25 protein-coding genes are annotated in these 26,834 nt (G+C 75.9%); 11 read left to right on the top strand and 14 right to left on the bottom strand.

Features of this window, described 5'->3' with window-relative positions:
- Positions 1–196: 196 nt before the first annotated feature.
- From ACFCY1_RS06225 to ACFCY1_RS06215, 3 genes are read left to right on the top strand one after another with little or no spacing between them, the layout of a single operon-like run.
- Positions 197–958 carry a (Fe-S)-binding protein gene (locus ACFCY1_RS06225; protein ID WP_375873725.1) on the top strand — a complete coding sequence of 254 codons (762 nt, stop codon included), beginning with the start codon at positions 197–199 and terminating at the stop codon, positions 956–958.
- On the top strand, positions 955–2,370 hold the full coding sequence (locus tag ACFCY1_RS06220; RefSeq protein ID WP_375873724.1) for a lactate utilization protein B: 1,416 nt from the start codon (positions 955–957) through the stop codon (positions 2,368–2,370). Before ACFCY1_RS06225 ends, ACFCY1_RS06220 begins: the two co-directional genes overlap by 4 nt.
- Positions 2,367–3,110: a lactate utilization protein C gene (locus tag ACFCY1_RS06215; RefSeq protein ID WP_375873723.1), complete on the top strand. Its 744-nt coding sequence runs from the start codon at positions 2,367–2,369 to the stop codon at positions 3,108–3,110. Before ACFCY1_RS06220 ends, ACFCY1_RS06215 begins: the two co-directional genes overlap by 4 nt.
- On the opposite strand, the gene ddaH is transcribed toward ACFCY1_RS06215, so the two are convergent.
- Together ddaH and ACFCY1_RS06205 are read right to left on the bottom strand one after the other, a co-directional pair.
- A complete protein-coding gene (gene ddaH, locus ACFCY1_RS06210) occupies positions 3,097–3,924 on the bottom strand; it encodes a dimethylargininase (RefSeq protein ID WP_049652461.1) in 828 nt (275 codons plus the stop codon). The genes ACFCY1_RS06215 and ddaH overlap by 14 nt on opposite strands.
- Positions 3,925–4,173: 249 nt before the next feature.
- Complete coding sequence (locus ACFCY1_RS06205; protein WP_375873722.1) at positions 4,174–5,067, bottom strand: 4Fe-4S domain-containing protein; 894 nt, start codon at positions 5,065–5,067, stop codon at positions 4,174–4,176.
- Positions 5,068–5,284: 217 nt separating this feature from the next.
- Here ACFCY1_RS06205 and ACFCY1_RS06200 point away from each other — a divergent pair, with 217 nt between their 5' ends.
- Positions 5,285–6,067, top strand: a complete 783-nt coding sequence (locus ACFCY1_RS06200) for an SGNH/GDSL hydrolase family protein (protein ID WP_074004931.1) — start codon at positions 5,285–5,287, stop codon at positions 6,065–6,067.
- A gap of 39 nt (positions 6,068–6,106) precedes the next feature.
- Here the strand turns inward: ACFCY1_RS06200 and ACFCY1_RS06195 are convergent, their stop codons facing one another.
- Positions 6,107–6,535 (bottom strand): DUF2809 domain-containing protein, encoded by a 429-nt coding sequence (locus ACFCY1_RS06195; protein ID WP_049652467.1) that lies wholly within the window; start codon positions 6,533–6,535, stop codon positions 6,107–6,109.
- Between the two features lie 213 nt (positions 6,536–6,748).
- Between ACFCY1_RS06195 and ACFCY1_RS06190 the strand changes: the two genes are divergently transcribed.
- Positions 6,749–8,182, top strand: coding sequence for a DUF2252 domain-containing protein (locus tag ACFCY1_RS06190; RefSeq protein ID WP_198959471.1), 1,434 nt, complete (start codon positions 6,749–6,751; stop codon positions 8,180–8,182).
- A gap of 59 nt (positions 8,183–8,241) precedes the next feature.
- Here the strand turns inward: ACFCY1_RS06190 and ACFCY1_RS06185 are convergent, their stop codons facing one another.
- The 3 genes from ACFCY1_RS06185 to ACFCY1_RS06175 are packed head-to-tail and all read right to left on the bottom strand — an operon-like array spanning position 8,242 to position 11,061.
- Complete coding sequence (locus tag ACFCY1_RS06185) at positions 8,242–8,934, bottom strand: alpha/beta fold hydrolase (protein ID WP_375873721.1); 693 nt, start codon at positions 8,932–8,934, stop codon at positions 8,242–8,244.
- Between the two features lie 28 nt (positions 8,935–8,962).
- A complete protein-coding gene (locus ACFCY1_RS06180) occupies positions 8,963–10,501 on the bottom strand; it encodes an MFS transporter (RefSeq protein ID WP_375873720.1) in 1,539 nt (512 codons plus the stop codon).
- The gene (locus ACFCY1_RS06175; protein WP_375873719.1) at positions 10,498–11,061 is read right to left on the bottom strand and encodes a helix-turn-helix domain-containing protein; all 564 of its coding nucleotides are present in this window, start codon (positions 11,059–11,061) and stop codon (positions 10,498–10,500) included. The genes ACFCY1_RS06180 and ACFCY1_RS06175 overlap by 4 nt, the downstream gene beginning before the upstream one ends.
- 322 nt (positions 11,062–11,383) lie before the next feature.
- On the opposite strand from ACFCY1_RS06175, the gene ACFCY1_RS06170 reads away from it, so the two are divergent.
- Positions 11,384–12,652, top strand: coding sequence for a DUF5685 family protein (locus tag ACFCY1_RS06170; RefSeq protein ID WP_375873718.1), 1,269 nt, complete (start codon positions 11,384–11,386; stop codon positions 12,650–12,652).
- A gap of 4 nt (positions 12,653–12,656) precedes the next feature.
- Here ACFCY1_RS06170 and ACFCY1_RS06165 read toward each other — a convergent pair whose 3' ends face one another.
- The 3 genes from ACFCY1_RS06165 to ACFCY1_RS06155 form a co-directional block, all read right to left on the bottom strand.
- Entirely contained in the window at positions 12,657–12,896 is a 240-nt protein-coding gene (locus ACFCY1_RS06165) for a hypothetical protein (RefSeq protein ID WP_074004933.1), read from the bottom strand.
- A complete protein-coding gene (locus tag ACFCY1_RS06160) occupies positions 12,889–13,032 on the bottom strand; it encodes a hypothetical protein (protein WP_158077759.1) in 144 nt (47 codons plus the stop codon). Before ACFCY1_RS06160 ends, ACFCY1_RS06165 begins: the two co-directional genes overlap by 8 nt.
- A gap of 209 nt (positions 13,033–13,241) precedes the next feature.
- Positions 13,242–13,805, bottom strand: coding sequence for a TetR/AcrR family transcriptional regulator (locus ACFCY1_RS06155; RefSeq protein WP_375873717.1), 564 nt, complete (start codon positions 13,803–13,805; stop codon positions 13,242–13,244).
- 100 nt (positions 13,806–13,905) lie between these two features.
- Here ACFCY1_RS06155 and ACFCY1_RS06150 point away from each other — a divergent pair, with 100 nt between their 5' ends.
- Together ACFCY1_RS06150 and ACFCY1_RS06145 are read left to right on the top strand one after the other, a co-directional pair.
- On the top strand, positions 13,906–14,388 hold the full coding sequence (locus tag ACFCY1_RS06150) for a nuclear transport factor 2 family protein (protein WP_049657712.1): 483 nt from the start codon (positions 13,906–13,908) through the stop codon (positions 14,386–14,388).
- A 397-nt stretch (positions 14,389–14,785) separates the two neighbouring features.
- Complete coding sequence (locus ACFCY1_RS06145; RefSeq protein ID WP_375873716.1) at positions 14,786–15,853, top strand: trypsin-like serine peptidase; 1,068 nt, start codon at positions 14,786–14,788, stop codon at positions 15,851–15,853.
- A gap of 109 nt (positions 15,854–15,962) precedes the next feature.
- Here ACFCY1_RS06145 and ACFCY1_RS06140 read toward each other — a convergent pair whose 3' ends face one another.
- A complete protein-coding gene (locus ACFCY1_RS06140) occupies positions 15,963–16,256 on the bottom strand; it encodes a hypothetical protein (protein ID WP_375873715.1) in 294 nt (97 codons plus the stop codon).
- Positions 16,257–16,265: 9 nt separating this feature from the next.
- On the opposite strand from ACFCY1_RS06140, the gene ACFCY1_RS06135 reads away from it, so the two are divergent.
- Positions 16,266–16,442 carry a hypothetical protein gene (locus tag ACFCY1_RS06135; protein ID WP_375873714.1) on the top strand — a complete coding sequence of 59 codons (177 nt, stop codon included), beginning with the start codon at positions 16,266–16,268 and terminating at the stop codon, positions 16,440–16,442.
- Positions 16,443–16,628: 186 nt separating this feature from the next.
- On the opposite strand, the gene ACFCY1_RS06130 is transcribed toward ACFCY1_RS06135, so the two are convergent.
- Complete coding sequence (locus ACFCY1_RS06130) at positions 16,629–17,192, bottom strand: MarR family winged helix-turn-helix transcriptional regulator (protein WP_079272614.1); 564 nt, start codon at positions 17,190–17,192, stop codon at positions 16,629–16,631.
- A gap of 85 nt (positions 17,193–17,277) precedes the next feature.
- Between ACFCY1_RS06130 and ACFCY1_RS06125 the strand changes: the two genes are divergently transcribed.
- Positions 17,278–18,612, top strand: a complete 1,335-nt coding sequence (locus tag ACFCY1_RS06125) for an MFS transporter (protein WP_375873713.1) — start codon at positions 17,278–17,280, stop codon at positions 18,610–18,612.
- A 10-nt stretch (positions 18,613–18,622) separates the two neighbouring features.
- Here the strand turns inward: ACFCY1_RS06125 and ACFCY1_RS06120 are convergent, their stop codons facing one another.
- Positions 18,623–19,519 carry an alkaline phosphatase family protein gene (locus ACFCY1_RS06120; RefSeq protein WP_074004937.1) on the bottom strand — a complete coding sequence of 299 codons (897 nt, stop codon included), beginning with the start codon at positions 19,517–19,519 and terminating at the stop codon, positions 18,623–18,625.
- 370 nt (positions 19,520–19,889) lie between these two features.
- On the opposite strand from ACFCY1_RS06120, the gene ACFCY1_RS06115 reads away from it, so the two are divergent.
- A complete protein-coding gene (locus tag ACFCY1_RS06115; protein ID WP_074004938.1) occupies positions 19,890–21,167 on the top strand; it encodes a serine hydrolase in 1,278 nt (425 codons plus the stop codon).
- A gap of 149 nt (positions 21,168–21,316) precedes the next feature.
- On the opposite strand, the gene ACFCY1_RS06110 is transcribed toward ACFCY1_RS06115, so the two are convergent.
- Entirely contained in the window at positions 21,317–23,698 is a 2,382-nt protein-coding gene (locus tag ACFCY1_RS06110) for a tetratricopeptide repeat protein (protein WP_375873712.1), read from the bottom strand.
- Positions 23,699–24,026: 328 nt separating this feature from the next.
- Positions 24,027–26,705, bottom strand: a complete 2,679-nt coding sequence (locus ACFCY1_RS06105) for a BTAD domain-containing putative transcriptional regulator (protein ID WP_375873711.1) — start codon at positions 26,703–26,705, stop codon at positions 24,027–24,029.
- Between the last annotated feature and the right edge of the window lie 129 nt (positions 26,706–26,834).

The raw sequence follows: 26,834 nt of genomic DNA, 5'->3' as shown, positions 1-26,834 counted from the left end.
GTGAGTCCCGGGGGCTGACGTCCCCGGCCGAGGTCGCACGGCCGAAGTCCCACCGCGGCACCGGTCCGCTCGGTACGATCACGAGCGGTCCGGTGCCGTTCGGCTTCCGGCGTCCGGCAGTTCGACCGTCCGTCGGTTCGACCGTCCGGCGGTTCGGGCGTCCGGCGGGGGTCCGATTCGGCAGAAGGGAGCCCGGATGCGGGTCGCGCTGTTCGCCACCTGCGTCAACGACGCGCTGTTCCCCGCCACGGCGGTGGCCACCGTCCGGCTGCTGGAACGGCTGGGCGTGACGGTGGACTTCCCCGCCGGGCAGACCTGCTGCGGGCAGCCGCAGTACAACACCGGCTACCGCAGGGGCTGCGAGCCGCTGGTCCGGCGGACCGCGAAGGCCTTCGCCGGGTACGACCACGTGGTGACGCCCTCGGGCTCCTGCGTGGCGATGGTCCGGGACAACTACCCCCGGATCGGCGCCAGGGCCGCCGCCGAGGGCCGGGGCACCGAACTCGCCGACCTGGCCACCGACCTGGTGCCCCGGGTGGTCGAGCTGACCGAGTTCCTGACCGACGTGCTCGGTGTCGAGGACGTCGGCGCGTACTTCCCGCACACCGTCACCTACCACCCCTCCTGCCACGGCCTGCGCCTGCTCGGCCTCGGCGGGCGCCCGCGCCGGCTGCTGGGCGCCGTCGAGGGCCTGGAGCTGGTCGAGCTGCCCGGGGCCGAGGAGTGCTGCGGCTTCGGCGGCACCTTCGCGGTCAAGAACGCGGCGGTCTCGGCGGCCATGGCCGAGGACAAGATCGCCAACGCGCTCGGCACCGGCGCCCGCGTGCTCTGCGGCGCCGACAACTCCTGCCTGCTGCACCTCGGCGGCACCCTGCGCCGCCGGGGCGCGCCGCTGCGGCCGCTGCACCTGGCGGAGATCCTGGCCAGTACCGAGGAGCACCCCTGGAGGCCCGTGTGAGCGGTACGTTCCTCGGCATGCCCGCCTTCCCGCAGGCCGCCGCCAAGGCCGTACGGGACGAGCGGCTGCGCGCCAACCTGCGGCACGCCACCCGCACCATCCGCGACAAGCGGGCCCGGGCGGTCGCCGAACTCGCCGACTGGGACCGGCTGCGCGCCGCCGGGAAGGCGATCAAGGACCACACGCTGCGCCACCTCGACCGCTACCTGGTGCAGTTGGAGGAGTCCGTCACGGCGGCCGGCGGCACCGTGCACTGGGCCGCCGACGCCGAGGAGGCCAACCGGATCGTCGCCGGACTGGTCAAGGCCACCGGGCGGACCGAGGTCGTCAAGGTCAAGTCGATGGCCACCCAGGAGATCGAGCTCAACGAGGCGCTGGCGGCCGAGGGGATCACCGCCTACGAGACCGATCTCGCCGAGCTGATCGTGCAGTTGGGCGACGACCGGCCCTCGCACATCCTGGTGCCGGCGATCCACCGCAACCGGGCGGAGATCCGGCAGGTCTTCGCCGAGCGGATGGCCTCCTGGGGCCGCCCCGCGCCCAGGGGCCTCACCGACTCGCCCGCCGAACTCGCCGAGGCCGCCCGGCTGCACCTGCGGGAGAAGTTCCTGCGCGCCGAAGTCGCCGTCTGCGGCGCCAACTTCATGGTCGCCGAGACCGGCACCCTGGTGGTGGTCGAGTCCGAGGGCAACGGCCGGATGTGCCTCACCCTGCCGCGCACGCTGATCTCGGTGGTCGGGATCGAGAAGGTCGTGCCGACCTGGCGGGACCTGGAGGTCTTCCTCCAGCTGCTCCCCCGCTCCTCCACCGCCGAGCGGATGAACCCGTACACCTCGCTCTGGACCGGGACGACGGAGGGCGACGGCCCGTCCGAGTTCCACCTGGTGCTGCTGGACAACGGCCGTACCACCGCGCTGGCCGACCAGGTCGGCCGCCAGGCGCTGCGCTGCATCCGCTGCTCGGCCTGCCTCAACGTCTGCCCGGTGTACGAGCGGGCCGGCGGGCACGCCTACGGCTCGGTCTACCCGGGGCCGATCGGCGCCATCCTGACGCCCCAACTGCGCGGCACCGCGAGCCCGGTGGACGCCTCGCTGCCGTACGCCTCCTCGCTCTGCGGGGCCTGCTACGAGGTCTGCCCGGTCGCGATCGACATCCCCGAGGTGCTGGTGCACCTGCGCGAGCGGGTCGCCGAGCAGGGCGGGCACCCGCTGGAGCGGGCCGCGATGGCCGCCGCCGGGTTCGTGCTGGACCACCCGGCGGCGCTCGCCGCCGCCGAGCGGCTGGCCGGGCGCACCCGGTCGCTGCACCCGCGCCGGCTGCCCGGGCCGGGGCGGGCCTGGACCGACACCCGGGACCTGCCGGAGGTGCCGGCCGAACCGTTCCGCGACTGGTGGCGGAGGAACCGCACATGACCGCATCCGACCGGCCCGACCGGCCCGAACGTCCGTCGAACTCCCGGGAGTTGATGCTCGGCCGGATCCGGGCCGCCCTCGGCGACGCCGCCGGGGTGGCCGAACAGCCGCTGCCCCGCGACTACCTGACGGCGCACGTTCCGACGGACGACCCGGCGGCGGTGCTCGACCTGCTGCACCACAACCTGGCCGACTACCGGGCCCTGGTGCACCGCTGCCACGAGGACGAACTGCCGCGGCGGATCGCCGGGTTGCTGGCGGAGCGGGGCAGCCGGACGGTCGTGGTGCCGGCCGGGCTGCCGACCGACTGGCTCACCGCGGCCGAGGCCGAGGGGGTCGAACTCCTCCCGGACGACGGGACGCTGACCGCCGCCCGGCTCGACGCCGTGGACAGCGTGGTGACCGGCTGCGCGCTGGCCGTCGCCGAGACCGGGACGATCGTGCTGGACGCCGGACCGGGCCAGGGGCGACGGCTGCTCTCGCTCGTCCCCGACCACCACGTCTGCGTGGTGCGGGCCCCGGAGCAGGTCGTCGCCTCGGTGCCGCTCGCGCTGCCCCGGCTCGATCCGGTACGGCCGCAGACCTGGATCTCGGGGCCGTCCGCCACCAGCGACATCGAGCTGGACCGAGTGGAGGGGGTGCACGGGCCGCGCACCCTGGAGGTGCTGCTGGTCACCGCGGCGCCGGAGCCGGACGGAATCCGGGGCGGCGCCGGGGGCGACACCGTCACTCCGGCCTGAGCTCCAGGGTGCAGCACTTCGCCCCGCCGCCGCCCTTCAGCAGCTCCGAGACGTCCACCGGGACGGGCTGGTAGCCGTGCTCGGTCAGCCGGCCGGCCAGGTTCTTGGCGGCCTCCGGCAGCAGCACCCGGCGGCCGTCCGAGACCGCGTTGAGCCCGAACACCTCGGCGTCGGCCCGGTCGGCGAGGATCGCGTCCGGGTAGAGCGCGCGCAGCACCGAACGGCTGTCGGCGTCGAAGGCCTCCGGGTAGTACATGACGTGGTCGTCGGCGAGCACCGCCAGTGCGGTGTCCAGGTGGTAGAAGCGCGGGTCGACCAGGGTCAGGCTGACCACCGGGACGCCGAACAGCTCACCGGCCTCGGCGTGCGCGGCGCGCGAGGTGCGGAAGCCCGTCCCGGCGAGCACCCGGCGGCCCACCACCAGATGGTCGCCCTCGCCCTCGTTGACGTGCCCGGCCCGGCGCACCTCGCGGTAGCCGCGCTCGCGGAACCAGGCCAGGTAGGCCTCCGACTCGGCGGCCCGCTCCGGGTAGCGGAAGGTGGCGACGAGGGCGCGGCCGTCCAGGACGGTGGCGCCGTTGGCGGCGTACACCATGTCGGGCAGGCCGGGCACCGGGTCGATCAGCTCGACGGTGTGGCCGAGCCGGCGGTACGTCCAGTAGAGCCGCTCCCACTGGCGCAGGGCGAGCGCGGTGTCGGTGGGCTGGGCGGGGTCCATCCACGGGTTGATCGCGTAGTCCACGGTGAAGTGCGTCGGCCGGCACATCAGGTAGCGCCGAGGCCGGGCGTGGCGCTCCGGGGTCTGCGTGAGCATGGCTCAACCATCCTTGGATCGCGGGGAGTTCGTCGCACGGAGTTCGGGGTTCACGGGGCCGAACACCTTCGTTCCCAAGGCGGCTGCCCCGACGGAACCGTTCGCACACCCGGGTGGGCGCTCCCAGCGGTCGCACGCCCCCGCGCACCCGGCGCAGGCACCGGCGCACCGACCCTCCGGCGTCGGCCGGCGGACCGCGCCACCGGCTACCGGCCAGCGGCAGGCCGTCCCGTACCGGCGGGCCGCCGGCTACCAGCGGACCGCGCCGAAGTCCACGGGCCTCGGCCGCAGCTCCCGGCACCGCTCGGCCAGCGACCGCAGCCGGCGGTCCGCCTCCTCGGCGGGCATCCGGCGCCGGTCGCCGTGGCCGGGCAGCAGCCACTCGAAGCGCAGCACGCCGAGGCCGCGCCGCAGCGAGGCGGCGAGCTCCTCGATCGAGTACCAGGTGACCGACTCCGCCACCTCGATGTCCCCGGTGGTGCGGGACCAGTACAGGCTGTCTCCGCTGAAGCAGTACCGCTCGTCCGCGACGAAGAGCACGCTGCCCCGGGTGTGGCCGGGGAACGGGTGGGCGACCAGGCCGGGCGAGACCTCCGTCGGCGCGGTGCCGCGCAGCACCCGGTCGGCGTCGGGGGCGGCCGCCAGATCGCCCTCGTGGATCCAGAGCCGGGCGCCGAACCGGTCGGCGTACGCCCGTCCGTGCACGGCGTGGTCGCGGTGCGTGAGCAGGACGTCGGTGACCGGGCCGAGCGCGGCGTACCGGGCGGCCAGGGCCTCGCTGTAGCGCGGCGTGTCGACCATCACCCAGCCGCTGGGACGGCGGCAGAGGTAGGAGTTGGCACCCGCGGTCTGCCGGGAGTTGTGGCCGAGCAGCAGCAGGTCGTCGGCGAGGGCCAGCGGGAACGGGTCCCCGGCCCGGTCCAGCGGCCCGGTGCCCGGGCGGATGGAACGGGTCGGGCAGGCGTGGGCGGCGGCGAGCAGCTGCCGGCGCTCGGCCGCGTCGCGCGGCTGGCGGACCAGCACCGAGCGACCCGCGTGCTCGCGGACCAGGTCGGGCGCGAGCTGCCGGGCGACGTCGCAGTTGGTGCACCGGTCGTCGATGGACCAGTTCTCGGACGGGTCGGGGCGCGGGTCGGTGGTCATGGGTGCCTTCCCCCGGGAGGACGGCGGCCGGACCGGCCGCTCCCTTCGAGCATCCGCCGGGCCGGCCGGAAAGCGGAAGGGAGCGCGGATCTTGTGCTTTCCGGGGGCCGGCTCTCTGCGGGCGGGAGGGGCCCACGAGGGCACGTGGTCCATCTCACGTGCCGCCGGAGTCACCTACGGTGGCGTAGGTCACTTGATTGGGTGAACTATCTCTTTCATGCCGAATCTCCAGGAGACCCTTGACCTCGATTCGTATGCCGCCATCGGCGACAGCTTCACCGAGGGTCTGAACGACCCCGGCGTCGACGGCAGGTTCGCCGGCTGGGCCGACCGCCTCGCCGGGATCCTCGCCGACGGGCGCCCGCCGGGCGCCTTCCGCTACGCCAACCTCGCGGTGCGCGGCCGGCTGCTGGACCAGATCACCGCCGAACAGGTGCCGCAGGTCCAGCGCCTCCAGCCCGACCTGGTCACCTTCTGCGCGGGCGGCAACGACATCCTCCGGCCGGGCGCCGACCCGGACGAGGTGGCCGAGCGCTTCGAGGCCGCCGTCGTCCAACTCACCGAAAGCGCCGGGACGGTGCTGATCTGCACCGGCTTCGACACCAAGGACGTGCCGCTGCTGAAGCACCTGCGCGGCAAGATCGCCACCTACAACGGGCACATGCGCGCCGTCGCCGACCGCAACGGCTGCAAGGTGGCCGACCTGTGGTCGCTGCGCGCGGTGCAGGACCGCCGCGCGTGGAGCGAGGACCGCCTGCACCTGTCCCCCGAGGGGCACCAGCGGGTCGCCCTGCTGGCCGCCCGCTCGCTGGGCCTGCGCACCGCGCAGGACCCGGAGGCCCCGTGGCCGGACGCCCAGGCGCTCACCCCCGCCGACCAGCGGCGGGAGAACATCCAGTGGGCCCGCGAGTACCTGCTGCCCTGGGTCGGCCGGCGCCTGCGCGGCGAGTCCTCGGGCGACCACGTCGAGCCCAAGCGGCCGGACCTGCTCCCGCTCTGACGATCCGTCAGGCCGCTCGCCCGGCCCGGGCGGCCGCGTTCAGACGGCTCCGCCGGGTGCCGCGACCCGGGAGGTCCGCAGCACCCGGTGGAGCACCCCGGCGCAGCCCGCGCCGACCAGGTACCAGAGCAGGTCCGGCGGGTTGAAGGTCGAGCCCAGCACCAGCCGGGCCAGGGTGCTGTGCCGCCCCCAGGCGTCCGGCAGTCCGGTCAGCTGGAACAGCTCCACGGCCCAGCTGAGCGCGGCGGCCACGGCGGCGGCCCGGCCGGGGCGCAGCCTCGGCGCGGCCAGCACGAGCAGGGCGTACAGGAGGACGGTGTAGAGCGCGTCCCCGGCGCACTTGGCGAAGTCCCCGCCGAACACGGCCCGCACACCCAGCCCGGCCGCCACGGTCAGCACCGCCGCCGACGCGGCCGCCAGGCGCGTGCGCCGAAGCGCCCGGGAACCGCTCCCCCCAAGATCGTTCACCCGCCCCACGCTACCCCGCACCCCACGGGCTCCGCCCCGGCCCCGCGCCCCACGCACGCCCCGCCGCCCCCGCACCACCCCCGCGACCCGCAAGCGGACCCTCCCCTCCCGGAACCACCGCGCCACCCCGTACGTCACTCCCCCCGATGAAACGTCCGCGCAGGTCGTGGGCGGGGCGAGGACCGGAAGGGACGGGCGGGGACAGTGGCGCACGTGGGTGGGGCCGAGGCGGCCGGGTCGGGGTCGGCGGCGGGGCGGGACGAGCGGACCCGGCGCGGGTTCGCGGTGGCCGGGTTCGCCCCGGCGCAGGACGGGCGGGCGCGGGAGCGCGGCAAGGAGCTGCGGACCCGGGTGCCCCGGGAGCGGCACGCGGAGTTCGCGCCCGCACCCGACCGGCCGACGGCCGTGACCGCGCTGGAGGCCTCCAACGCCGGCCGAATAGCCCGGCTGGTGCCGATCCGGGTCGGCCGGATGGCCGCCGGCCCGTTCGCGTTCCTGCGCGGCTCGGCCGGGCTGATGGCCGCCGACCTCGCGGGCACCCCGGTGACCGGGGTGGGCGCGCAGCTCTGCGGGGACGCGCACGCCGCGAACTTCGGCCTGTACGGCGACGCGCGCGGCCAGATCGTGCTGGACATCAACGACTTCGACGAGACCGTCCCCGGCCCCTGGGAGTGGGACCTCAAGCGGCTCGCCGCCAGCCTGGTGCTGGCCGCCCGGGAGGCCGGGGCGAGCGAGACCACCGCGCGCGAGGCCGCCCAGCACGTGGCGGGCTCCTACCGCCGGACGGTGCGCACGCTCGCCAAGCTGCCCGGGCTGGACGCCTGGAACGCGATCGCGGACGAGCAGCTGGTCTCCTTCGCCGAGGCGCACGACCTCGCCGAGGTGCTGCGCAAGGTCGGCGCGAAAGCGCTCGGCAACACCAGCGCCCGGTTCGCCGCCCGCAGCACCGCCCGTACCGCGGACGGCGGTTGGCGGTTCACGGCCGCTCCCCCGGTGCTCACCGAGGTGACCGACGCGACCGCCCGCGCCGTCGCGCACGCGCTCGGCCCGTACGTCGAGACGGTTCCGGCCGAGGTCCGCACCCTGCTGTCCCGCTACCGGGTGCAGGACGTGGCGTTCCGGGTGGTGGGCACCGGCAGCGTCGGCACCCGCTCGTACGTGGTGCTGCTCACCGACCACCGGGACCAGCCGCTGGTGCTGCAGGTGAAGGAGGCCCGCCCGTCCGCGCTGCTGCCGTACCTGCCGGCCGGGCCGCGGCCCGCGGCGGACGGGCACGAGGGCCGCCGGGTGGTGCTCGGCCAGAAGCACATGCAGGTGGTCAGCGACACCCTGCTGGGCTGGACCACGGTCGACGGACTCCCCTACCAGGTACGGCAGTTCCGCAACCGCAAGGGCAGCGTCGACCCGGCGGCGCTGCTGCCGGGCCAGTTGGACGACTACGCCCGGATCACCGGCGCCCTGCTGGCCCGGGCGCACTCGCACACCGCCGACCCGGGCCTGCTGGCCGGGTACTGCGGCAAGAGCGAGGCGCTGGACGAGGCCGTCGCCGCCTTCGCGGTGGCCTACGCCGACCGCACCGAGGCCGACCACGCCGACCTGCTGACGGCGGTGCGCAACGGGCGGCTGCCCGTCGAGCACGGCGTCTGACCGATCCGCCGCCTGCCCCGCCCGGCGTCCGCCTCACTCGACGGCAGCGGCCCGGCGGCTCAGCGGGCCAGGAACGGCGCCACCGCGGCGACGAACCCGGCGGGCCGGGCACCGTGCACCAGGTGCCCGGCCTCGACGGTGACCAGGCGGCAGTCCGGGATCAGCCGGGCGAGTTCGGCGATCCGCTCCTGCGGGACGTGGCTGGCCGGGCCGCCGGCGACGGCCAGGGTGCGGGCGGTGATCCCGGCCAGCCCCTCCCGCCAGGCCGGGTCCGGGTCGTCGAGCTGGGCCTTGACCGCCCGGACCGCCGCCCAGTCGAAGTGCACGTCCGGGTCCGGGTCCTCGGGCGGCGCGCTCGCCGGGCGCGGGTACAGCGCGGGGATCTCCTCCAGGACCAGCCGGTCGATCCGCTCCGGCGCGGCCTGGGCGAGCAGGTAGGCGACGGCGCCGCCCATCGAGTGGCCGACCAGGTCGACGCGGGCGAGCCCGAGGGCGTCGAGGAAGGCCAGCACGTCGTCCCGCATCGCCTCCAGCGCGTAGGCGGCGGTGCGGGCGCTGTCGCCGTGGCCGCGCAGGTCGAGCGCGTACACGTGGTGGCCGGGGGCGAGCTCCGGCAGGACGGTGTCCCAGTCGGCGGCCCGCTCGCCGAGGGCGTGCAGCAGCACCAGCGGCGGGCCGCCGGGCCGTCCGCTCTCGCGGTAGGCGAGCGTCACCTCGGGCAGGTCCACGGTCCGGGTCCGTACGTCGGTCATGCGCGCCACGGTACGCGCCGACCACCTCCTAACTGACCGGTGTTCGCCCTCGGCTCATCGCGACCGGTCCGCCGTCGCGCTGCTCGCGGGCCGTGGCGCGGCCGGCGAACACCGAGGCCAGGACGGCGAGTCCGGCCACCGCGGCGCACACCACGCTCGCCGTCAGGTAGGCGGAGCGGTGCCCGCCGCCGCCGACGGTCTCCCGCAGGTAGACCCCGGACAGGGCCGAGACCGCGACGGCCGCCGCGATCCGCTGGGCCATCTGCAGGATCGCCCCGCTCACCCCGGCCGCCTCGGCGGGCGCGTGGCGCAGCACGTAGGCCTGGTTGGTGGAGCCCATCAGGCCCACCGAGGCGCCGCCGAGCAGTTGCAGCAGGGCCAGCAGCCAGGGCAGCACGGCGGCGGGCGCCCAGTGCGCGAGCAGTCCGCTGAGCAGCATGGCGAGCGCGGAGCCGACCATCCCGACGGTGACGGTGCGTCGGCCGTAGCGCTGGACGACCCGCCAGGCGAGCGCGGAGGCCACGCCCATGGCCACGGCGGAGGGCAGCGCGACCAGCGCGGCGCCCATCGGGGAGAGGCCGAGGCCGTCCTGGAGGAACATGGTCAGGACCAGCGAGGCGGCGAGCGAGGAGCCGAACTGGGCCATCGCGGTGGCCGTCCCGAGCGCGTACGGCGCGGAGCGGGTGAGGGCCGGGTGGATCAGCGGGTGGCCGCCGGACCGGGCGTAGCGCCGCTGCCACCAGGCGAGCGCGCCGAGCAGCAGCAGGGCGGCGGCGGCGAAGGCGAGCCAGCCGGTCCAGCCGGGCGGCCGGACGAAGGGCAGCATCAGGGCCAGGGTGAGCGCCCCGACCAGCAGCAGGCCGAGGACGTCGAGGTCGGCGTTCCGGGCGCTGGGGCGGGGCTTCGGCAGGTGGCGGGCCGCCAGGGCGACGGTGGCCAGGCCGAAGGGGACGTTGAGCAGGAAGGTCAGCCGCCAGCCGTGCTCGGGGCCGGCCAGGGCCAGCACCGCGCCGCCGATCGGCGGGCCGAGCGTGAAGGCGAGGCCGCCGGTGACGGCGTACATGCCGAGGGCGCGGGCCCGCAGCTGGCCGTCGAAGACGTCCTGGAGGGTGCCGATCATCTGGGAGTTGACCAGGCCGGCGCCCACGCCCTGGAGCAGCCGGGCGGCGATCAGCACCCCGGGCTCGGTGGCGGTCGCGGAGACCAGGCTGACCAGGGTGAACAGGGCGAGGCCGGTGACGAAGAACCACTTGCGGCCCTTGACGTCGCCCAGCCGCCCGCCGGGGATCAGCGCGAGGCCGAAGGCGAGCGAGTAGCCGGCCACGATCCACTGGAGATCGGCGGGCCCGGCGTGCAGGGTCTCGCGCAGGGCGGGGATGGAGGTGTTGAGGACGGACTGGTCGAGCAGCGTGGTGAAGCCGCCCGCGACGCAGACCAGCAGGACCCGGCGCCCGGCGGCGTCGAAGCGCTCCTTGGGTCCCCCGGGCTTCCCGGGTTCCTGGGGCGCCCCGCCGTTCCCGGGGCTCTCCTCGGGCTCCTTCGCTATCGGCCCGGTGGCGGCGCTCACGGCTCGACCACCACCAGCGCGTACCGGGCCTCGCCCGGGCCGAGGCTGCGGAAGCGGCTGGTGCTGCCGACGTAGCGCAGGCAGTCGCCGGGGCCGAGCGGCTGCGGCTCACCGTCCACGGTCAGCTCCAGGTGCCCCTCCAGCAGCCAGAGGTGGTGCTCCCGGCCGGGCGTGCAGGCGCGGTCGTAGGCGATGTCCGCGCCGGCCGGCAGCCGGCCCTCGATGATCTCCGCGCGCAGCGAGCCGTGCGGCGGCGAGACCGACCGGCGGACGAACCCGGTCGTCCCGTCCCGCCACACCTGCTGCTCCCCGGCCCGCACCAGCCGGGCCGGACCGGACTCCACCTCGGCGAGCAGCCGGGACATGGTCCGCCCGTACACGGCGCAGAGCCGCCCGAGCAGCGCGGCCGTCGGACTGACCTCCGCCCGCTCCACCCGGGACAGCGTCGACCGGCTGACGTCCGCCAGCCGTGCCAACTCCTCCAAGGTCCACCCGCGTTCCAGCCTCAGCTCGGCGAGTCGTTGTGCCAGCCGCTCGTCGGCGGCCGCGTCGATTCCCATATTCGCGATGCTATCCCGGATATGAGATCCACTCACCGGGGTCGGACCCGGGGCCCGGATCGTCGGAAGCCTTCGGGCGGCAGCCCCGCCCCGGCGCACGCGGCGCCCCGAGCCGGGGCGAGGTGCGCGCGGACGCCGGGGCGGGGCGAGGTGCGCGCGGACGCCGGGGCGGGGCGTGGTGCGCACGCGGACGCCGGGCGGGGTGCGCGCCCGGCCGTCGGGCGGCGGCTTGACGGGACCTCGGCTGCCAGGAGGGGCGCTGATCATATGATGTGCGGCGAATCGTGGCCGGTCGGCGGCCCGTAAGGCGAGGGGGACCAGCGTGTTCGGCATCATCAGACCGTGTAGGCATCGATTGTCCGAGCGCCTGCAGACCTCCTGGATGGCCCACCTGTGCGGGCTCTGCCTCGCGCTGCGGGACGACCACGGACAGCTCGCCCGGACGGCGACTAATTACGACGGTCTGATCATCTCCGTCCTGGTCGAGGCCCAGGCCGCCCGGGAGGACTCCTCCTGGCGCCGCACCGCCGGACCGTGCCCGCTGCGCGGCATGCGCACCGCCTCCGTCGCCAAGGGCGAGGGCGCCCGGCTCGCCGCCGCCGTCTCGCTGGCGCTCGCCTCGGTCAAGATCCGCGACCACGTCGAGGACCGCGACGGCGTCTTCGCCCGCCGCCCGGTCGCCGCCGGAGCCCGGGCCGTCACCCGGCGCTGGGACCGGCAGAGCGCGGGCAGCGCCTCGGCCGTCGGCTTCGACACCGCCGTACTGCTCGACGCCGCCTCCCGGCAGGGCGAGTTGGAGCGCTCGCTGCGCCCCGGCGGCTCCGTCCTGCTGGTCACCGAGCCCACCGAGACCGCCACCTCGGCCGCCTTCGCGCACACCGCCGTGATCGCCGGGCGCCCCGGCAACGCCGCCCCGCTCGCCGAGGCCGGGCGGCTGTTCGGCCGGCTCGCCCACCTCCTCGACGCCGCCGAGGACCAGGCCGCCGACGCGGCCTCGGGCGCCTGGAACCCGCTGACCGCCACTGGCACCGACCGCGCCGAGGCCGAACGGCTCTGCCGTGACGCCGTCCACGGCATCCGGCTCGCGCTGCGCGAGGTCGACCTGACCGACCGCACCCTCGTGCACGTCCTGCTCGGACACGAGACCGACCGCGCGGTGGAGCGGGTCTTCGGGCGCGCCCGGCACACGGCGAGCTGCCGCCGCCCGGACACCGCGGGCGCCACTGCGGGCACCACCACGGGCGAGCACCCGCACCAGGCGCCGCCGCAGACGCCGCCGGGCCAGGCGCCGATCCCGCCGTGGGTGCCGCAGGGCCCGGGCTTCACCCCGCCCGGCCAGAAGCCGCCGAACCCCCGCAACCTGCTCGCCGGGTGCGCGATGTGGGCCTTGATGGCCTGCACCTGCCAGCTGCTCTGCTGCGACCACGAGGACCCGTTCAGCCGCGAGCGCCGCGAGGGCTTCTGCCAGCGCCACGACTGCTGCGACTGCGGCGACCCCGGCTGCGGCGACTGCTGCAACTGCTGTGACGGGGACTGCTGCGACGGGTGCGACTGCTGCGACGGCTGCTGCTGCGACTGCGGCTGCAGCTGACCGGTCAGCCCGCCGGCTCCGCGCCGGCCCTCCCGTCCTGACCGGACCGGCCGGCCTGACCGTCCTGAGCGGACCGACCGGACCGACCGGCCGCCACCGGCCCGGGGTGCCCCCGCAGCACCCCGGGCCGGTCCGCGTTCCGGTCCTGCCCGGCCTCGCCCCGCCGCCAGAGCGGCAGGACCTCGACCGGCGGGACCGCCACCGGCAGCACCGCCACCGGGCCCGGCTCGGCGCACTCAGGCATCGCGCCGCGCCGTCTTCCGGTCCACCGCCAGCGAGTCCTCCAGCCGCGCCAGCAGCTGCCGGAACCGCTCGGTGTCCTGCTCCGTCATCCGCCCCTCGGGCAACGCCCCCGGCCGCTCGGCCGTTCTCTCGTCCATGCACCCGAGGCTAGGCGGTGTCGATCAATGGGCGATAAACGCGCGTTCGAGCGAAAAGCACGCGCCCGGTGCGGTTCGGCCCGGAACGCTCGCATCCGACGACGCCCCACCAGCACCACCCGGTACCACCCGGTGCCACAACTCACCTGCTCCACAGCCCTGGTGACGGCCGCGGGCCGGACGGTCGGCATCCGCGCCGGGGCCGCCGGCTACCGGGCCGGTGCCGCGTCCAGCAGCAGCCGGGCGGCCTCCCTGGCGTCGGCGGCGGCCGTCGGATCCCCGTGGACGGCCGCGCTGGTGATCGCCCCCTCGGCCAGCAGGGCCAGGTGGACGGCGGTGGCGGGCGGGGCTCCGGCGGCCTCGACCAGACCCGCGAGGTAGCCGCCGAACTCCTCCTTGTGGTGCCGGGCGGCGGCCACCACCGCGGGGCTGACGGCACCGAGTTCGCCGAGCGAGTTGACGAAGGCGCAGCCCCGGAAGCCGGGTTCGGCGAACCACCGGCCGAGCCAGTCGAAGACCGCGAGCAGCTGCTCCCTCGGGGAGCCTCCGGTACGCGAGACGTACACGGCGAGGTTCGCCCGCCAGCGGCCGTCGCGGCGCAGCAGGTAGGCCTCGACGAGCTCGCCCTTGGACGGGAAGTGCTGGTACAGGCGGCGCATGGTCACGCCGGAGGCGGCCCGGACGGCGTCCATGCCGACCGACTGGACGCCCTGCCCGTAGAACAGCTCCTCGGCCGCGTCGAGGATCCGGGTCCGCGGGTCTTCCTGCTCCATCTGCCGTGCCCTTTGCGTGAGAACGATGGTTCTCCTACTGTAGCCACAACAGCGAGAACGATCGTTCTCACCGACGGAACGCCCATTCCGAGGAGCATCCATGCCCGAGACCGGCACCGAGCAGCGCCCGCCCCTGCCCCCGTTCACCGAGGAGACCGCCCACCGGAAGGTCCGGGCCGCCGAGGACGCCTGGAACACCCGCGACCCCCGGCGGGTCGCCCTCGCCTACACACCGGACAGCCGCTGGCGCAACCGCTCCGAGTTCCTCACCGGCCGCGACCGGATCGCCGACTTCCTCACCCGCAAGTGGCAGCGCGAGCTGGACTACCGCCTGATCAAGGAGCTCTGGGCGTACGGCGGGGACCGCATCGCGGTCCGCTTCGCCTACGAATGGCACGACGGCGACGGCCACTGGTACCGCTCCTACGGCAACGAGAACTGGGAGTTCGACCGGAACGGCCTGATGGCCGAGCGGCACGCCTCGATCAACGACCTGCCGATCACCGCCGCGGAGCGGCTGTTCCACTGGCCGCTCGGCCGCCGCCCCGACGACCACCCGGGCCTCACCGACCTCGGCCTCTGAACCGGCACCCCGCGCGGGCCACGGCGCGCGCCCGTCCTGTTCCACGGCTGTGACACGGCCCGCATCCGCCGCTGACCCCGCCCCGCGAAGCTCCTCGTCGAGGTCGACGTCGACTTCGGCACCGTCGTCCGCGACCTGGCCTGATCCCCCGACGGCAGGACCATCGCGGTCCGCACCCCGGACGGCATCAGCACCCTGCCCGCCGACGGCTCGGCCGCGCCGACCCAGGTGTCCACCGTCAAGGACCTTCCCTCCTACCGGCCCTGATGCCGGCTCAGGCGGCGCGGCGGCCACCGGTACAGAACCGGGACGCCGTTACCGGAACCTGATCGTTTCGACGGCCGGCCGAGACCCGATCCACACGGGAGCCTGACATCCCGTGCCTACGGTGCCGTGCATGCCGAAGACACCCGGAACACCGACCACCGACCGCGCCATGCCCCGCAGGCTCGCCGCCGTGGGCGCCCTCCTGCTGAGTGCGACCACGGCGGCGGTGCTGCTGCCGAACACGGCCCTCGCCGCGGAGCGGGAGACCGTCACGACGCACGCCGGCGCCACGACCGCGCAGGAGCGCGGCCGGATCGACGCCTACTGGACGCCCGACCGGATGAAGCTGGCGGGCGCCCTGGTCCCCGAGATCACGCCCCTGCCCGAGGACGACAACACTCCGGACGACCCGCGGCCGCTGCCCGCGGACACCCCGGACCCCGGGGCCGTGTGGACCCACGGCGGAGCGGTGGACCGGAGCGTCGGCCGGCTCTTCTTCACCTTCTCCGACGGCTACGACGGCAGTTGCACCGCGACCGTCGTCAACAGCGCCAACCGCAGCACCCTCCTCACGGCGGCGCACTGCCTGCGGGGCGTCGGGGCCCCCGCGACCGCCGACACCTGGAACCACAACCTCTACTTCGTGCCCGGCTACCGCAACGGGACCAAGCCGCTCGGCGGCTTCAGCATCAGGACCATGGCCACCTCCTCCCGCTGGGACGCCGATCGTGGCGGGACGACCTCGAACGACGTCGCCGTGGCCGGCTACGACACCGGGGTCCTGGTGGCGAACCCCTCGGCCGAGGGGCGGCGGATCGCCGACGTCACCGGTGCCCAGCGGATCGCCTTCACCCCGCCCACCGAGGGCGAGTTCGTCCACACCTTCGGCTATCCCAAGGACCGGCTGAACAACCCCGCCGCCACGTACTCCGGCTCGCGCATGATCCACTGCGCCGGACCGGCCCGCCCCGGCCCCCAGGCCCCGGTCCTGTGGGGCGAGTCCTGCGACATGTCCCACGGGGCCAGCGGCGGCCCCCACTTCGCCCGCTTCGACCCGGCCACCGGGACCGGCACCCTCGTCGGCGTCACCACCACCTCCGAGGAGCTCGCGGGCGGCACGGCCAACACGCTGTACGCCACCCGCCTCGGGGACAGCGCCCACCGCCTGTACAACTGGGCGCAGAGCCGGGCGCTCTGACCCTCCGGCCCACGCCCCGGCCCGGCCGGCACCTCCCGCCGACCGGGCCACCGGGCCGCGAGGGCCACGAGCGCCACGAGCGCCACGAAAGCCGGGAGGGCCACCAACGCTACGAGGGCTTCGCCAACTCGGCGCGCAGCTCGGCCAGGTGCTCGTCCGCCGACTCGTGCGGCAGGAACCCGACCACGTCGAGGAAGCGGAACAGCACCTGAGCCCCGGTGACGGCGTACTCGTAGTCGCCGAACCCGACCACCGCGCCCGTGCCGCCGCGCACCGCACCCCGGACGGCGGCCGAGGTCAGCTCGTCGGCCGGATCCCCCGAGCCCGCCGAGCCCGCCGAACCCGCCCGCCGCCGGGCGTTGGGGCGGGCCAGGTACGGGCAGACCATGGCGGCGTACAGCATGCAGGCCCGGTGGCCGGGCCCTCCATGGTGGGCGCGAGGTTGCGGTACGGCTGCCCGGCCGCGAGCGCCCCGGCGATCGCCGCGCTCTCGGCGGCGCCGACCACCCGCCACACCGGCCCGCGCTCCATGAACCGCCCGCACACCGAGCACGTGCGCTCCAGTGCGCACTCGGCGCTGCACCCGTAGTCGGTCAGCGCGAACTGCGGCAGGCCGTCCTGCCAGGGCGTGATCGCCGGTACGGGGTAGCCCCGCCCGTCCCGGGGCCGCGCCCCCACACCGTCCGGCACCGGCACTCGTTCGAATCGCCCGCCCCCATCGATACCAGGGGCGGGCGCCACGGGTCGACCCCGGTACGGGAGCGGTGGCGGACGTCTAGCCTTCCGGCGTGGTCTCCTGAGCGAGCATCACCTTCCGCAGCAGGTCCGCCAGTGTGCGCCGCTCCTCCTCGGACAGCACCCCCAGCAGCCGCTGCTCCTCCCGGCCCACCACGTCCAGGGCCTTGCGCCAGGCGGCGCGCCCGGCCTCGGTCAGGACGATGTCGACCTTCCGGCGGTCCTCCGTGGACGGCGTGCGCAGGACGAAGCCGCGCCGCTCCAGGGTCTCCAGCCGGCCGGTGACCGAGGCCGGGGCGAGGTTGAGGTCGGCCCGCAGGTCGGAGGGGGCGGCGTGGCCGCCGCGGCCGGCGAGCACGTGCAGGGTGTCGAACTCGTGCTTGTGCAGGCCGTAGTCGGCGACGCCCTGTTCGCGGACCCGGCCGAGGTGGCGGGTGAGCCGCCACATCCGGGTGACGGAGGCCTCGATGACCGGGTCGAGGTCGGGCAGCACCGGTTGCCAGCGGTCGACGTGACCGTCCGTCCAGTCGCGGGGCTCCGTCCGGTCGTGGGGCCCCGTCCGGCCGCGGGGCGGAGTGTGCTGTTCGGAAGGGTGCTCGGCCATGGGAAGGAGTCTACAAACCGCCACAGAAACGACGGCGTCAAAATATTCGTTGCCGAAATTTCGACACCGAAATACAGTGCGGCGCGTGACAGCACACCCCTTGAGCCTGAGCGGCTTCCGCCTGCTCTTCATCGGCCGGACGGTCTCCACGCTCGGCGACGCCGTCGTCCCGGCCGCGCTCGCCATCGCCATCACCCGCGCCACCGGCTCGGCCGCCGCGCTCGCCCTGGTCCTGGGCTGCGCGATGGTGCCGAAGCTGCTCCTCCTACCGGTCGGCGGAGTGGTCGGGGACCGCTTCGATCCCCGGCTGGTCGCCCTCGGCACCGACCTCGTCCGGGCCCTCGCCCAGCTGCTCGTCGGCCTGGAACTGCTCGACGGACACCCCCGTCTGCCGCACGTCGCGGCCGCCTCGGCCGTCGGCGGCATCGCCTCCGCCTTCGCCATGCCCACCGCCTCGCCGCTGGTCGCGGCCACCGTCCGGGGCGAGCTGCGGCTGCGGGCCAACGCCCTGCTCGGCACCGCGACCGGCGCCGCCCGGCTCGGCGGCCCGGCGCTCGCCGGACTGCTGGTGTACACCGCCGGACCGGGCTGGGCGTTCGTCCTGGACGGCGCCTCCTTCGTCCTGAGCGCCGCCCTGCTCGCCCGGCTCCGCGTCGACCGCGCGACCGGCGACCCCGCACCCGACGACCCCGCACCCGACGACACCGTGCCCGACGCCCCGCGCTCGCTGCGCCGGGACCTCGCCGAGGGCTGGAGCGAGGTGCGCTCCCGGGACTGGTACTGGACCAGCCTGATCGCCCACGGGGTGTGGAACGGCGCGAGCGCCGTGCTGCTCACCCTCGGCCCGCTGATCGCCGCCACCCGGCTCGGCGGGGACGGCGCCTGGGTGGCGCTGACCCAGGCTGGCGCGGTGGGCCTGCTGGTCGGCTCGCTGGTCGCCGCCCGGCTGCGGCCCCGCCGCCCGGTGCTGGCCGGCAACCTCGCCCTCGCGCTGTACGGGCTGCCGCTGCTCGCGCTCGCCCTCCCCGCCCCGGCGCCGGTCGCGGTGGCCGCGCAGGCGGTGGCGATGGCCGGGCTGGGCTTCCTCAACCCGCTCTGGGAGACGGTGGTCCAGCAGGACTTCCCGCCCGGGACGCTGGCCCGGGTCACCTCGTACGACTGGCTGCTCTCGCTGGCCGCCGCCCCGCTCGGCTACGTCCTGGCCCCGCTGGCCGCCGGGGCCTGGGGCGACCGGGTGCCGCTGCTGGCGGCGGCGGGGCTGGTGACGGCGGTCTGCGCGGGCACGGCGGCGGTGCCCGGCGTCCGGCGGTACGGCGCCCGGCGGACGGCCGCGTCCGAGCCCGGGCCGCCGACCGAACGGCCACCGGCCCGGGCTCGGGATCAGGCGCGGGCGCGAACCCGAACCGGGGTCAAGGGCTGATCACCGCGGGTCAGTTCCAGATGCCGGTGATGTCGGCGGCGGAGGCCGCGTTGCCCGCGTGGCCGGTGGTGCCGGCCAGGTCCTCCAGGGTGCGCAGCACGTTGTAGTGGTTGTAGGTGGTGGCGCTGCTGCTGCCGGGCGTCACGTGGGCGCCGTAGACCAGGGTCGGGATGCGGTTGCCGGACAGCTTGTTGTCCTCGTCGAAGGTGACGACCAGCAGGCTGTTGTGGGTCTGCGCCCAGGTGGCGTAGGCGCCCAGGTTGTTCTTGATCCAGGTGTCGCCGGTGCCGACCGAGCAGTCGTGCATGTCGCTGCAGAGGTTCGGCACCACGAAGGAGACGTTCGGCAGGGTGCTGTAGTCGGTCGGGAACTGGGCGAAGGTCTTCGCCGAGCTGACCGGGACGTTGCCGAAGCCGAACCACGGGTTGTGCTTCTGGGCGTAGCTGCCGCTGCTGCAGACGGTGCTGCCCTGGCTGGGCAGGGACTCGTTGTAGCTGCCCCAGGTCTTGCCGGCGGCGATGACCTCGGAGGCCAGGTTGGCCGCCTGGAAGCCGCCGACCGTCACACAGCTGTCGTCGACGGTGCCCTGGGTGGAGCCGGAGAACAGCGCGTAGTAGTTCGGCTCGCTCGGGTGGGTGATGCCGAAGGACTGGGTGAGGTTGGCGCCGCCCGCCTTCAGGGTGTTGTTGAGGTACGGGGCGCTGCTGCTGCCGATGACCTGGGTGTAGGCGTGGTTCTCCATCACCACGACGACGATGTGGTCGGGCGTGGGCAGCGCGGCCGCCTGGGCGGTGGGGGCGGTGGCCGCCCAGAGGCCGGCGGAGGCGGCGAGCAGGGCGACGGCGGAGCCGATCGCGGTCGCGGTGCGGCGGGAGCGGGGGTTCAGGGGCTTTGTGGACGAAGTCATGACAATTCCTCGGCTAGGAGACGGCCCGGCGGGCAGCAGGACGCCGCCCCGGCCCCGCCGGCCCGGCCGGGGCGTGGGGAAGCTCCGTGGTCGGTGAGGGGAGGGCCGGCGCGGCGGGCGCACCGGAGTGCGCGGAAGCGCCCGAACAGCATGGGGCCCCCGGGGTGACGCGGGCAGACGACGGCAGGTGAAACCTTGGCCCCGGAGCGGGAAACGAACGGTGCCACCGCCCCGACGCGCCGAAACCGCCACTGACAACGCGAAATGCGGGCGAACCGGTTCACATTGCCAGCAACCGCCCGGTCCGGTGATAGTGATCTTCGAACGGCGCGGTCCGACGCCGCGTCAGCTCACGAGAGAACCGAGGAACATGGCGAAGACCAGCCTTCTGCGTCCGCTCGCGGTGGCCGCCGCCGGCGCCGTCCTGGTGGCGACCGGTGCCCTGCCCGCCGCGGCCGCCGGCCAGGACACCACCGACCCGACCGCCCCCGACCTCACCGGTGTGCGCACCGCCCTCCAGGCCACCACCGCGGCCGGCGCCCCGGGCGCCTTCGCGGTGATCAGCGACCACGGCGCCGTCGACCGGACCCGCTCGGTGAACGTCGGCCTGGCCGACCTGGACGGGACCCCGATGAACTCCTCGTGGAGGTTCCGGGTCGGCAGCAACAGCAAGATGTTCGCCGCCGTTCTCGTGATGCAGCTGGCGCAGGAGGGCCGGATCGACCTCGACCGGCCGCTGCGCGAGTACCTGCCCGCGGACACCCTGCCGGAGAGCTGGACCATGACGGGCCGCCAGGTGATGGAGCACCGGGCCGGCGTCTACGACCACACCAACGACCTGCTGGAGCAGGCCGGCGAGGAGACCACCAGCGCGTTCGAGGCGCGCATCCGCAGCACCGTGTACGACCCGCGCGCGCTGGTCGCGATGTCGGTCAGGCACGGCCTGCAGTCGACCCCCGGCAGCCGCTACTCCTACTCCAACACCGACTACGTGCTGATGGGCCTGGCCGTCGAGCACCTCACCGGCCAGACCTTCCCGGAGGTGCTGAACGAGCGGATCATCCAGCCGCTCGGCCTGCACAAGACCTCCTTCGTGGTGCCCGACCAGGGCATCACCGGCACCCACGTCACCGGCTACCTCACCAACGACGACCGCACCAAGCCGCTGCTGGACTCCACCGCGCAGACCGGCTCCTGGGTGTGGGCCGCCGGGGCCGTCATCTCCGACGCCGGGGACCTCGACCGCTTCCTCACCGCGCTGATGGCCGGCGGCAAGGGCGGGCTCGTCTCGGACGCCTCGCTCCAGCAGATGACCGCCGCCCTGCCCACGCCCACCGCGAAGATCGCCTACGGTCTGGGCCTGCGCCGCATCTCGCTCTCCTGCGGGGACGTGTACGGCCACGGCGGCATCGTGCAGGGCTTCAACACCCAGTCCTTCACGACCCCGGACGGGCGGCGCAGCGTGGTGGTCTTCGCCAACGCCTCCAACAACGGCGCGGTGACGCAGGGCCTGATGAACACCCTGGAGCCGGCCTTCTGCGGCAAGCAGCCCACCGTCGCCCCGCGGACGGCCTTCGCGCCGGCCTCGGCCCCGGTCGGCTCGGCCCCGGTCGACACGCTGCCGGTGGTGGAGGACACCCGGATCTGACACCGGCCGTACGGCCCGCGCCCGCTCCCTCGCCCGCTCCCGCCTCCGGCCCGCTCCGGTCCGGCCGGGGGCGGGCGCTCGGCGTGACGGGACGCGGCCTCCGGAGGGGCACCCGGTCAGTGCCGGACACGGCCCCCGGAGGGAACCGGTCAGTGCCGGGCGCCCGCCGCCCTGGGGCCCTCCGCACTGAGGTCGGTGAGCGCCTCGGTGAGCAGCTCGCGGGCCTCCTCGGCGCGGCCCTGCTCGATCAGCGCGGTGCCCAGCTCGGTCAGCGTCTTGGTCATGCTGTCCGGGCGGCCCACCGCCTCGAAGTGCACCAGGGCCTGCCGGTAGGCCTTCTCGGCGGCCGGCCAGCGCTTCAGTGCCGCGCGGTCCAGGCCCAGTTCGTGCGCGGTCATGGCCGCCAGCAGGTGGATCAGCGGCGAGGACCAGCGCTCCACCAGCTCCAGCGCCCCGGCCAGGGCCCGCCGGCGCGACTCCACCGCCTCCTCCGCCCGGCCGGACTCCCGCAGGCAGTTGGCGGCGCCCCGCAGAGTGACCAGCCGGCCGATCATCGCGGAGCGGTTGGCCACCTCGGCGAAGGCGTCCGCGGCCCGGTGGAAGGCGTCGGTCGCCTCGCGGTGCCGCTGGAGGTAGCGCAGGCCCGAGGCCAGGTAGGTCAGCGCCCAGCCCTGCTGCTCCCGGTCGCCCACCGCGCGGGCCAGCTCCAGCCCCTCGGTGGCCAGTTCGATGCCGCGCTGGTAGCGGTGCAGGCAGGTGACGTACGTCCAGGCCAGGTAGTTGACGTGCACCGCCTCGACCCGCTCGTCCCCGATCGCGCGGGCGGCGTCCGCCGAGAGCTGGAACACCTCGGCCCAGATGCCCCAGCTCAGCAGCCGGTCGGAGAACCAGTGCATCGCCTCGGCGGTGTCCACCACCTCCCGGTGGCGGCCGGCCCGCTGGGCCTGCTGCAGGGCGGCCAGCCACTCCGGGTGCTCGTACTCCAGCCAGGCGGCCGCCTCGGTGAGGTGCGCGGGGGCGGTGCCACCGGTGCCGGTCGCGTCCGTGGCGTGGTCGGGGTCGAACCGCAGGCCGTACTCGGCCGCCCGGCCGAGGATCCAGCGGCCGGCCCGGGTGCGGGCCTCGGCCAGTTCCTGGCCCGTCTCGTCGGCGGCCAGCCGCTCGCCGGCGTAGAGCCGCACCAGGTCGTGCAGGCGGTAGCGGTCCGGGGTGGCCGCCTGCATCAGCCCCGCGTCGACGAGCTGTTCCAGCACCAGTTCGGTGCGGGCCGCCGACCGGCCCGCGTAGGCCGCGGCGATCTCCGCGGTGAAGTCCTGGCCGGCGGTCAACGCGCAGCGGCGGAGGACGAGTTGGGACTCGGCGGGCAGCCGCCGGTAGGACAGCTCGAAGGCCGGGCGGACGGCCAGGTCGCCGGTCTCCAGCAGGTCCAGCCGGTTCTCCTCGGCGGCGAGCTGGCGCACCAGGTGGGCGACCGGCTGCTGCGGGCGGGCGACCAGGCGCTGCCCGGCGATCCGCAGCGCGAGCGGCAGGTAGCCGCAGAGCCTGGCCAGCTCGGCGGTGGCGTCGGGCGCCGCCTCGATCCGCTCGCGGCCGGCGATCCGGGCCAGCAGCCCGGCCGCCTCGGCCGGGGCCAGCACGTCCAGGCTCAGCCGGTGCACCGACTCCAGGCCGGGCAGCACGTTGCGGCTGGTCACGATGGTCACGGCCGGGCCGGAGCCGGGCAGCAGCGGGCGCACCTGGCTCTCGTCGGCGGCGTTGTCCAGCACCAGCACGAGCCGCCGCTCACGGACCAGCGCCCGGTAGAGGCCGGCCCGCTCCTCCGTCCCGGCGGGCACCGCGGCGTCGGCGACGCCCAGGGCGCGCAGCACCTGCCCGAGCGCGTCCCGGGCGGGCAGCGGCTGCGGGGACATGCCGCCGAGGTCGAGGGAGAGCTGGCCGTCCGGGAAGCGCCCGGCCAGGGCGTGGGCGGCGTGCAGCGCGAAGGAGGTCTTGCCGAGGCCGGGCTGACCGCTGACCAGCACCACGCGCGGGTGGGCCGGGCGCTCGTCCTCCGCGAGGCGGGCGAGCAGGGCGAGGGCGTCCTCGCGGGCGGTGAAGTCGGCGATGTCGCGGGGCAGCGCGAGGGCGCTCTGGCCGAGCTCCGCGGGGATCGCGGGCGGGGCGTCGTCGCGGGCGCCGGCTGCGCGGGCGGTGGAGTCGGCGGAGGCTTCGCGCGGGGCCGGCCGGCCGGGCCGGGCCCGGCCACCGGCGGGCGTCGGGACCGGCCGCGCCCCGCGCGGGCGTCCGGACTGCGCGGCCCGGTCCAGCAGGTCCGCCTGCGCACCGTCCAGCCCGAGCGCCTCGGCCAGGGCCCGTACGGTGCGCCGCTGCGGTCCGCGGGTGCGGCCGCGTTCCATGTCCCCGAGGGCGCGCAGGCTGACCCCGGCCGCCGCGGCGAGCTCCTCCTGGGTCAGGCCCGCCGCCACCCGGTGCCCGGCCAGCAGGCGGCTGAACTCGTTCGCGTCCGTGTCCGTGCCGCCCCCGGCCGCCATGCCCCGCCCCCACTCGCTCGGTCCTGCGCAGTTCCGCACTTCTGCCTGGAGTCGCCTCCGGCGGTTCGCTGCGGTGCGCTCCAGGCAGAAGTATGCCCCGGCGGACAGGTTCCACCTATTCCGCCCTCTCCCGGGGCATCTGCCCAGGTCAGGAGGGACGGGTACGGGCGGGGCGGCGGGGCGGGGGCGGTTCCGCGAGGGGCGGGACGCCGGTAGTTCCGCCTGTGGTTCCGCTGGTCGAACAGCGGTTTCCCGCCACCGGCGGCCGGCCGCGGTCCATGCCGGACCCCTGCGCCGGACCTCCACCCCGGCCTCCTGCGCCGGGCCGCTACGCCGGCCGCCTCGCCTCCGCGCCCTCGACCGTGCGCCCGAGGGCGTCCAGCAGGTCGGCGAGCAGGTTGTGGGAGCGGGCTTCGAGGGCCGGGTCGCCGACGGTGCGGCCGAGGGCGACGGCGAGCCGGGCCGAGGAGAGCGCGGCGTCCCGGCGGCCGAGCGCGTGCAGGGCGCGGGCCCTGCTGTGGGTGGCGAGGACGGCCTCGGCGCCGCCGGAGCGGGCGGTGGCGGCGCGCACCGCCTCGTCGGCGTGGCGCAGCGCGGGCCCGGGGTCGTCGGCCAGGACCAGCGCGTCGGCGAGGTCGGTGAGCGCGCGGACCAGCAGGTGGTCGGTGGCGGGGGTGCGGGCGGCGGCGACCAGGTCGCCGAGCATGGGCACCGCCCGCTCGTACCGGCCGGCCCGCAGCAGGGCGGCGGCCACCCGGCTGCGGCAGTGGTGGCGCAGCGCCGCGTCGCCGGACCGGTCGGCGGCCGCGACGGCCCGCTCCAGGGTGTCGGCGGCGGTGCGGTGGGCCGCGCGGTCGACGTGCAGGACGGCGAGGTCGGTGGCGAGCCGGGCCACCGCCGCCTCGTCCCGGTCGGTGTGGGCGGCGCGCAGCCCGGCCTCGACCACGGCCCGCCAGTGCGTCCGGTCGTGGCCGGTGGTCTCGTACAACCGGCAGGCCCGGTGGGCGAGTTGCCAGGCCGCGGCGGGCCGTCCCTGCTGCTCGGCGCAGACCACCACCGCGCGCAGGGCGCTCTCCTCGCGGCGGAACCAGGCCCCCGCGCCCACGGTCGCCGCGCCCCCGGCCGTCCAGCCGGCGGTGACGTCGAGGTAGTGGGCGATCAGCCGGTCGAGGGCGAGGAACCGTTCGTCGCAGGTGAGTTCGGCGGCCTGCGCGGCGGCGTGGCGGCGGACCAGCTCGCGCCGGGCGTACCGGCCGGGGCCGCTCTCCTCCAGCAGGTGGACGGCGTCCAGCCGGGTCAGCAGGGTGCGGGTGGCGGCGGGCGGGAGGTCGGCGAGGGCGGCGGCGGTGGCGGTGTCGAGTTCCGCGCCGGGGTGCAGGCCGAGCAGGGTGAACAGCCGGGCGGCGTCGGGCGCCAGTGTGCGGTACGTCCGGTCCAGCGCGGCGGTGAGGCCGAGCGGGCCGCCGGCGGTGCCGGTGCCGGAGAGGGCGGCCGGACCGGTCTGCTCGTCGGCGAGTTCGGCGGCGAGGTCGGCCACGGACCAGTCGGGCCGGGCGGCCAGCCGGGCGGCGGCCAGGCGCAGCGCGAGCGGCAGGCGGTCGCAGCGCTCGGCGAGTTCCGCGACCGCCTCCGGCTCACCGGCCGTGCGGTCCTCGCCGAGGATGCGGGCGAGCAGGGCGGCGGCCTCCTCGGGGCCGAGCACGCCCAGCGGCAGCGGGATGCCGCCGGTGCGGACCACCAGGTGGCGCAGCCGGCTGCGGCTGGTGACGATCGCGACCGGGGCGGGCTCGCTGTCGGTGGCCGGCGGGTCGGGCAGCAGCGGGGCGAGCTGCTCGTAGGAGGCGGCGTCGTCCAGCACGACCAGCATCCTTCGGCCGCCGACCAGTTCGCGGTAGCGGCGGGCGCGGTCCTCGGGGTCGCGGGGCAGGGCGTCCGGGGCCGTACCGAGCGCGGTGAGGAACTCGCCGAGCACCTCGGCGGGTTCGCGCGGCCCGTCCGGGTCGAAGCCGCGCAGCTCGGCGTGGAGGACGCCGTCCGGGAAGTAGGCGTCGCCGCGCCGGGCCGTCCACTGCCGGACCAGGCTGGTCTTGCCGACCCCGGCGGGGCCGGTGACCAGGATCGGGCGGCCGTCCCGGGCGGCGGGCACCACCTGGTCCAGCCGGGCGAGTTCGTCCGTCCGGCCGACGAACCGGCGGTCGGCGGCGGGTCGGACGCCGGACTGCTCGCCGGCCAGGCGCAGCTCCGGGCCGGGCGGCCGGGAGAGCCGGGCCACCGCGCGCTCGTAGCGCTCCCGCGCCTCGGAGCTCCGCCCGTCCTGCTCCAGGCAGCGCACCAGCCGGGCGGTCAGCGTCTGCCGGGCGGGGTGGCCGTCGGCGGCCTCGGCGAGTTCGGCGGCCAGTTCGCCGCCCCGGCCGGCCCGGAGCAGGCCGTCGGCCAGCCGTTCCAGGGCGCGCAGCCGCAGGTCGGTCAGGTACGGGAGGGTCCGCTCGCGCAGCAGGGCGGAGCCGCAGTCGGCGAGCGCCGGGCCGCGCCACAGGTCCAGCGCGGCGCGCAGCAGGGGCGGGGCGCCGTCCGCCGGCGCGGTCTCCACCGGCGTGGCCTCCATCGGGGCGGGCTCCGGCGGGGCGGTCCCCGGCGGGGCACCGTCCAGCGGGGCGGCGGGCTCGGGGAGCAGCACGCCGGCCTGTTCGCAGAGCCGGCCGAAGCGCAGCACGTCGACCCGGTCGGGTTCACCGGCCAGCAGGTAGCCGGCCCCCCGGGTGCCCAGCTCCAGCCCGGAGCCGTCCAGCAGTTGGCGCACCGCCGCGACGTGGCCCTGCAGGGCGGCCCGCGCGGTGGGCGGCGCGCAGCCCTCCCAGACCAGCTCGATCAGCTCCTCGGTGGCCACCGTCCGGTTCAGCCGTACGGCGAGCGCGCTCAGCAGCGCCCGGCGCTTGGGGGCCGAGGGCGTCACCGCCGTCCCGTCCTCCCGCCGCACCACCACCGGCCCGAGCAGATCGATGTGCACGCGCCCGTTCCCCTCCCCCACCATCCGTCGACTCCCCGGCTGGTTCGAGGATAGGGCCGACCGGGCCCTTGACGTCGGCCGTACGGTACCGGGCCGCTACGACACCGGCGTCGCGTCCGCGGCTCCTGG

Source organism: Kitasatospora sp. NPDC056273 (assembly GCF_042268845.1).
In the GTDB taxonomy this organism is placed as follows: domain Bacteria; phylum Actinomycetota; class Actinomycetes; order Streptomycetales; family Streptomycetaceae; genus Kitasatospora.
The sequence above is the reverse complement of the archived record's forward strand: the minus strand, read 5'-3'. Positions and strand labels throughout refer to the sequence as shown.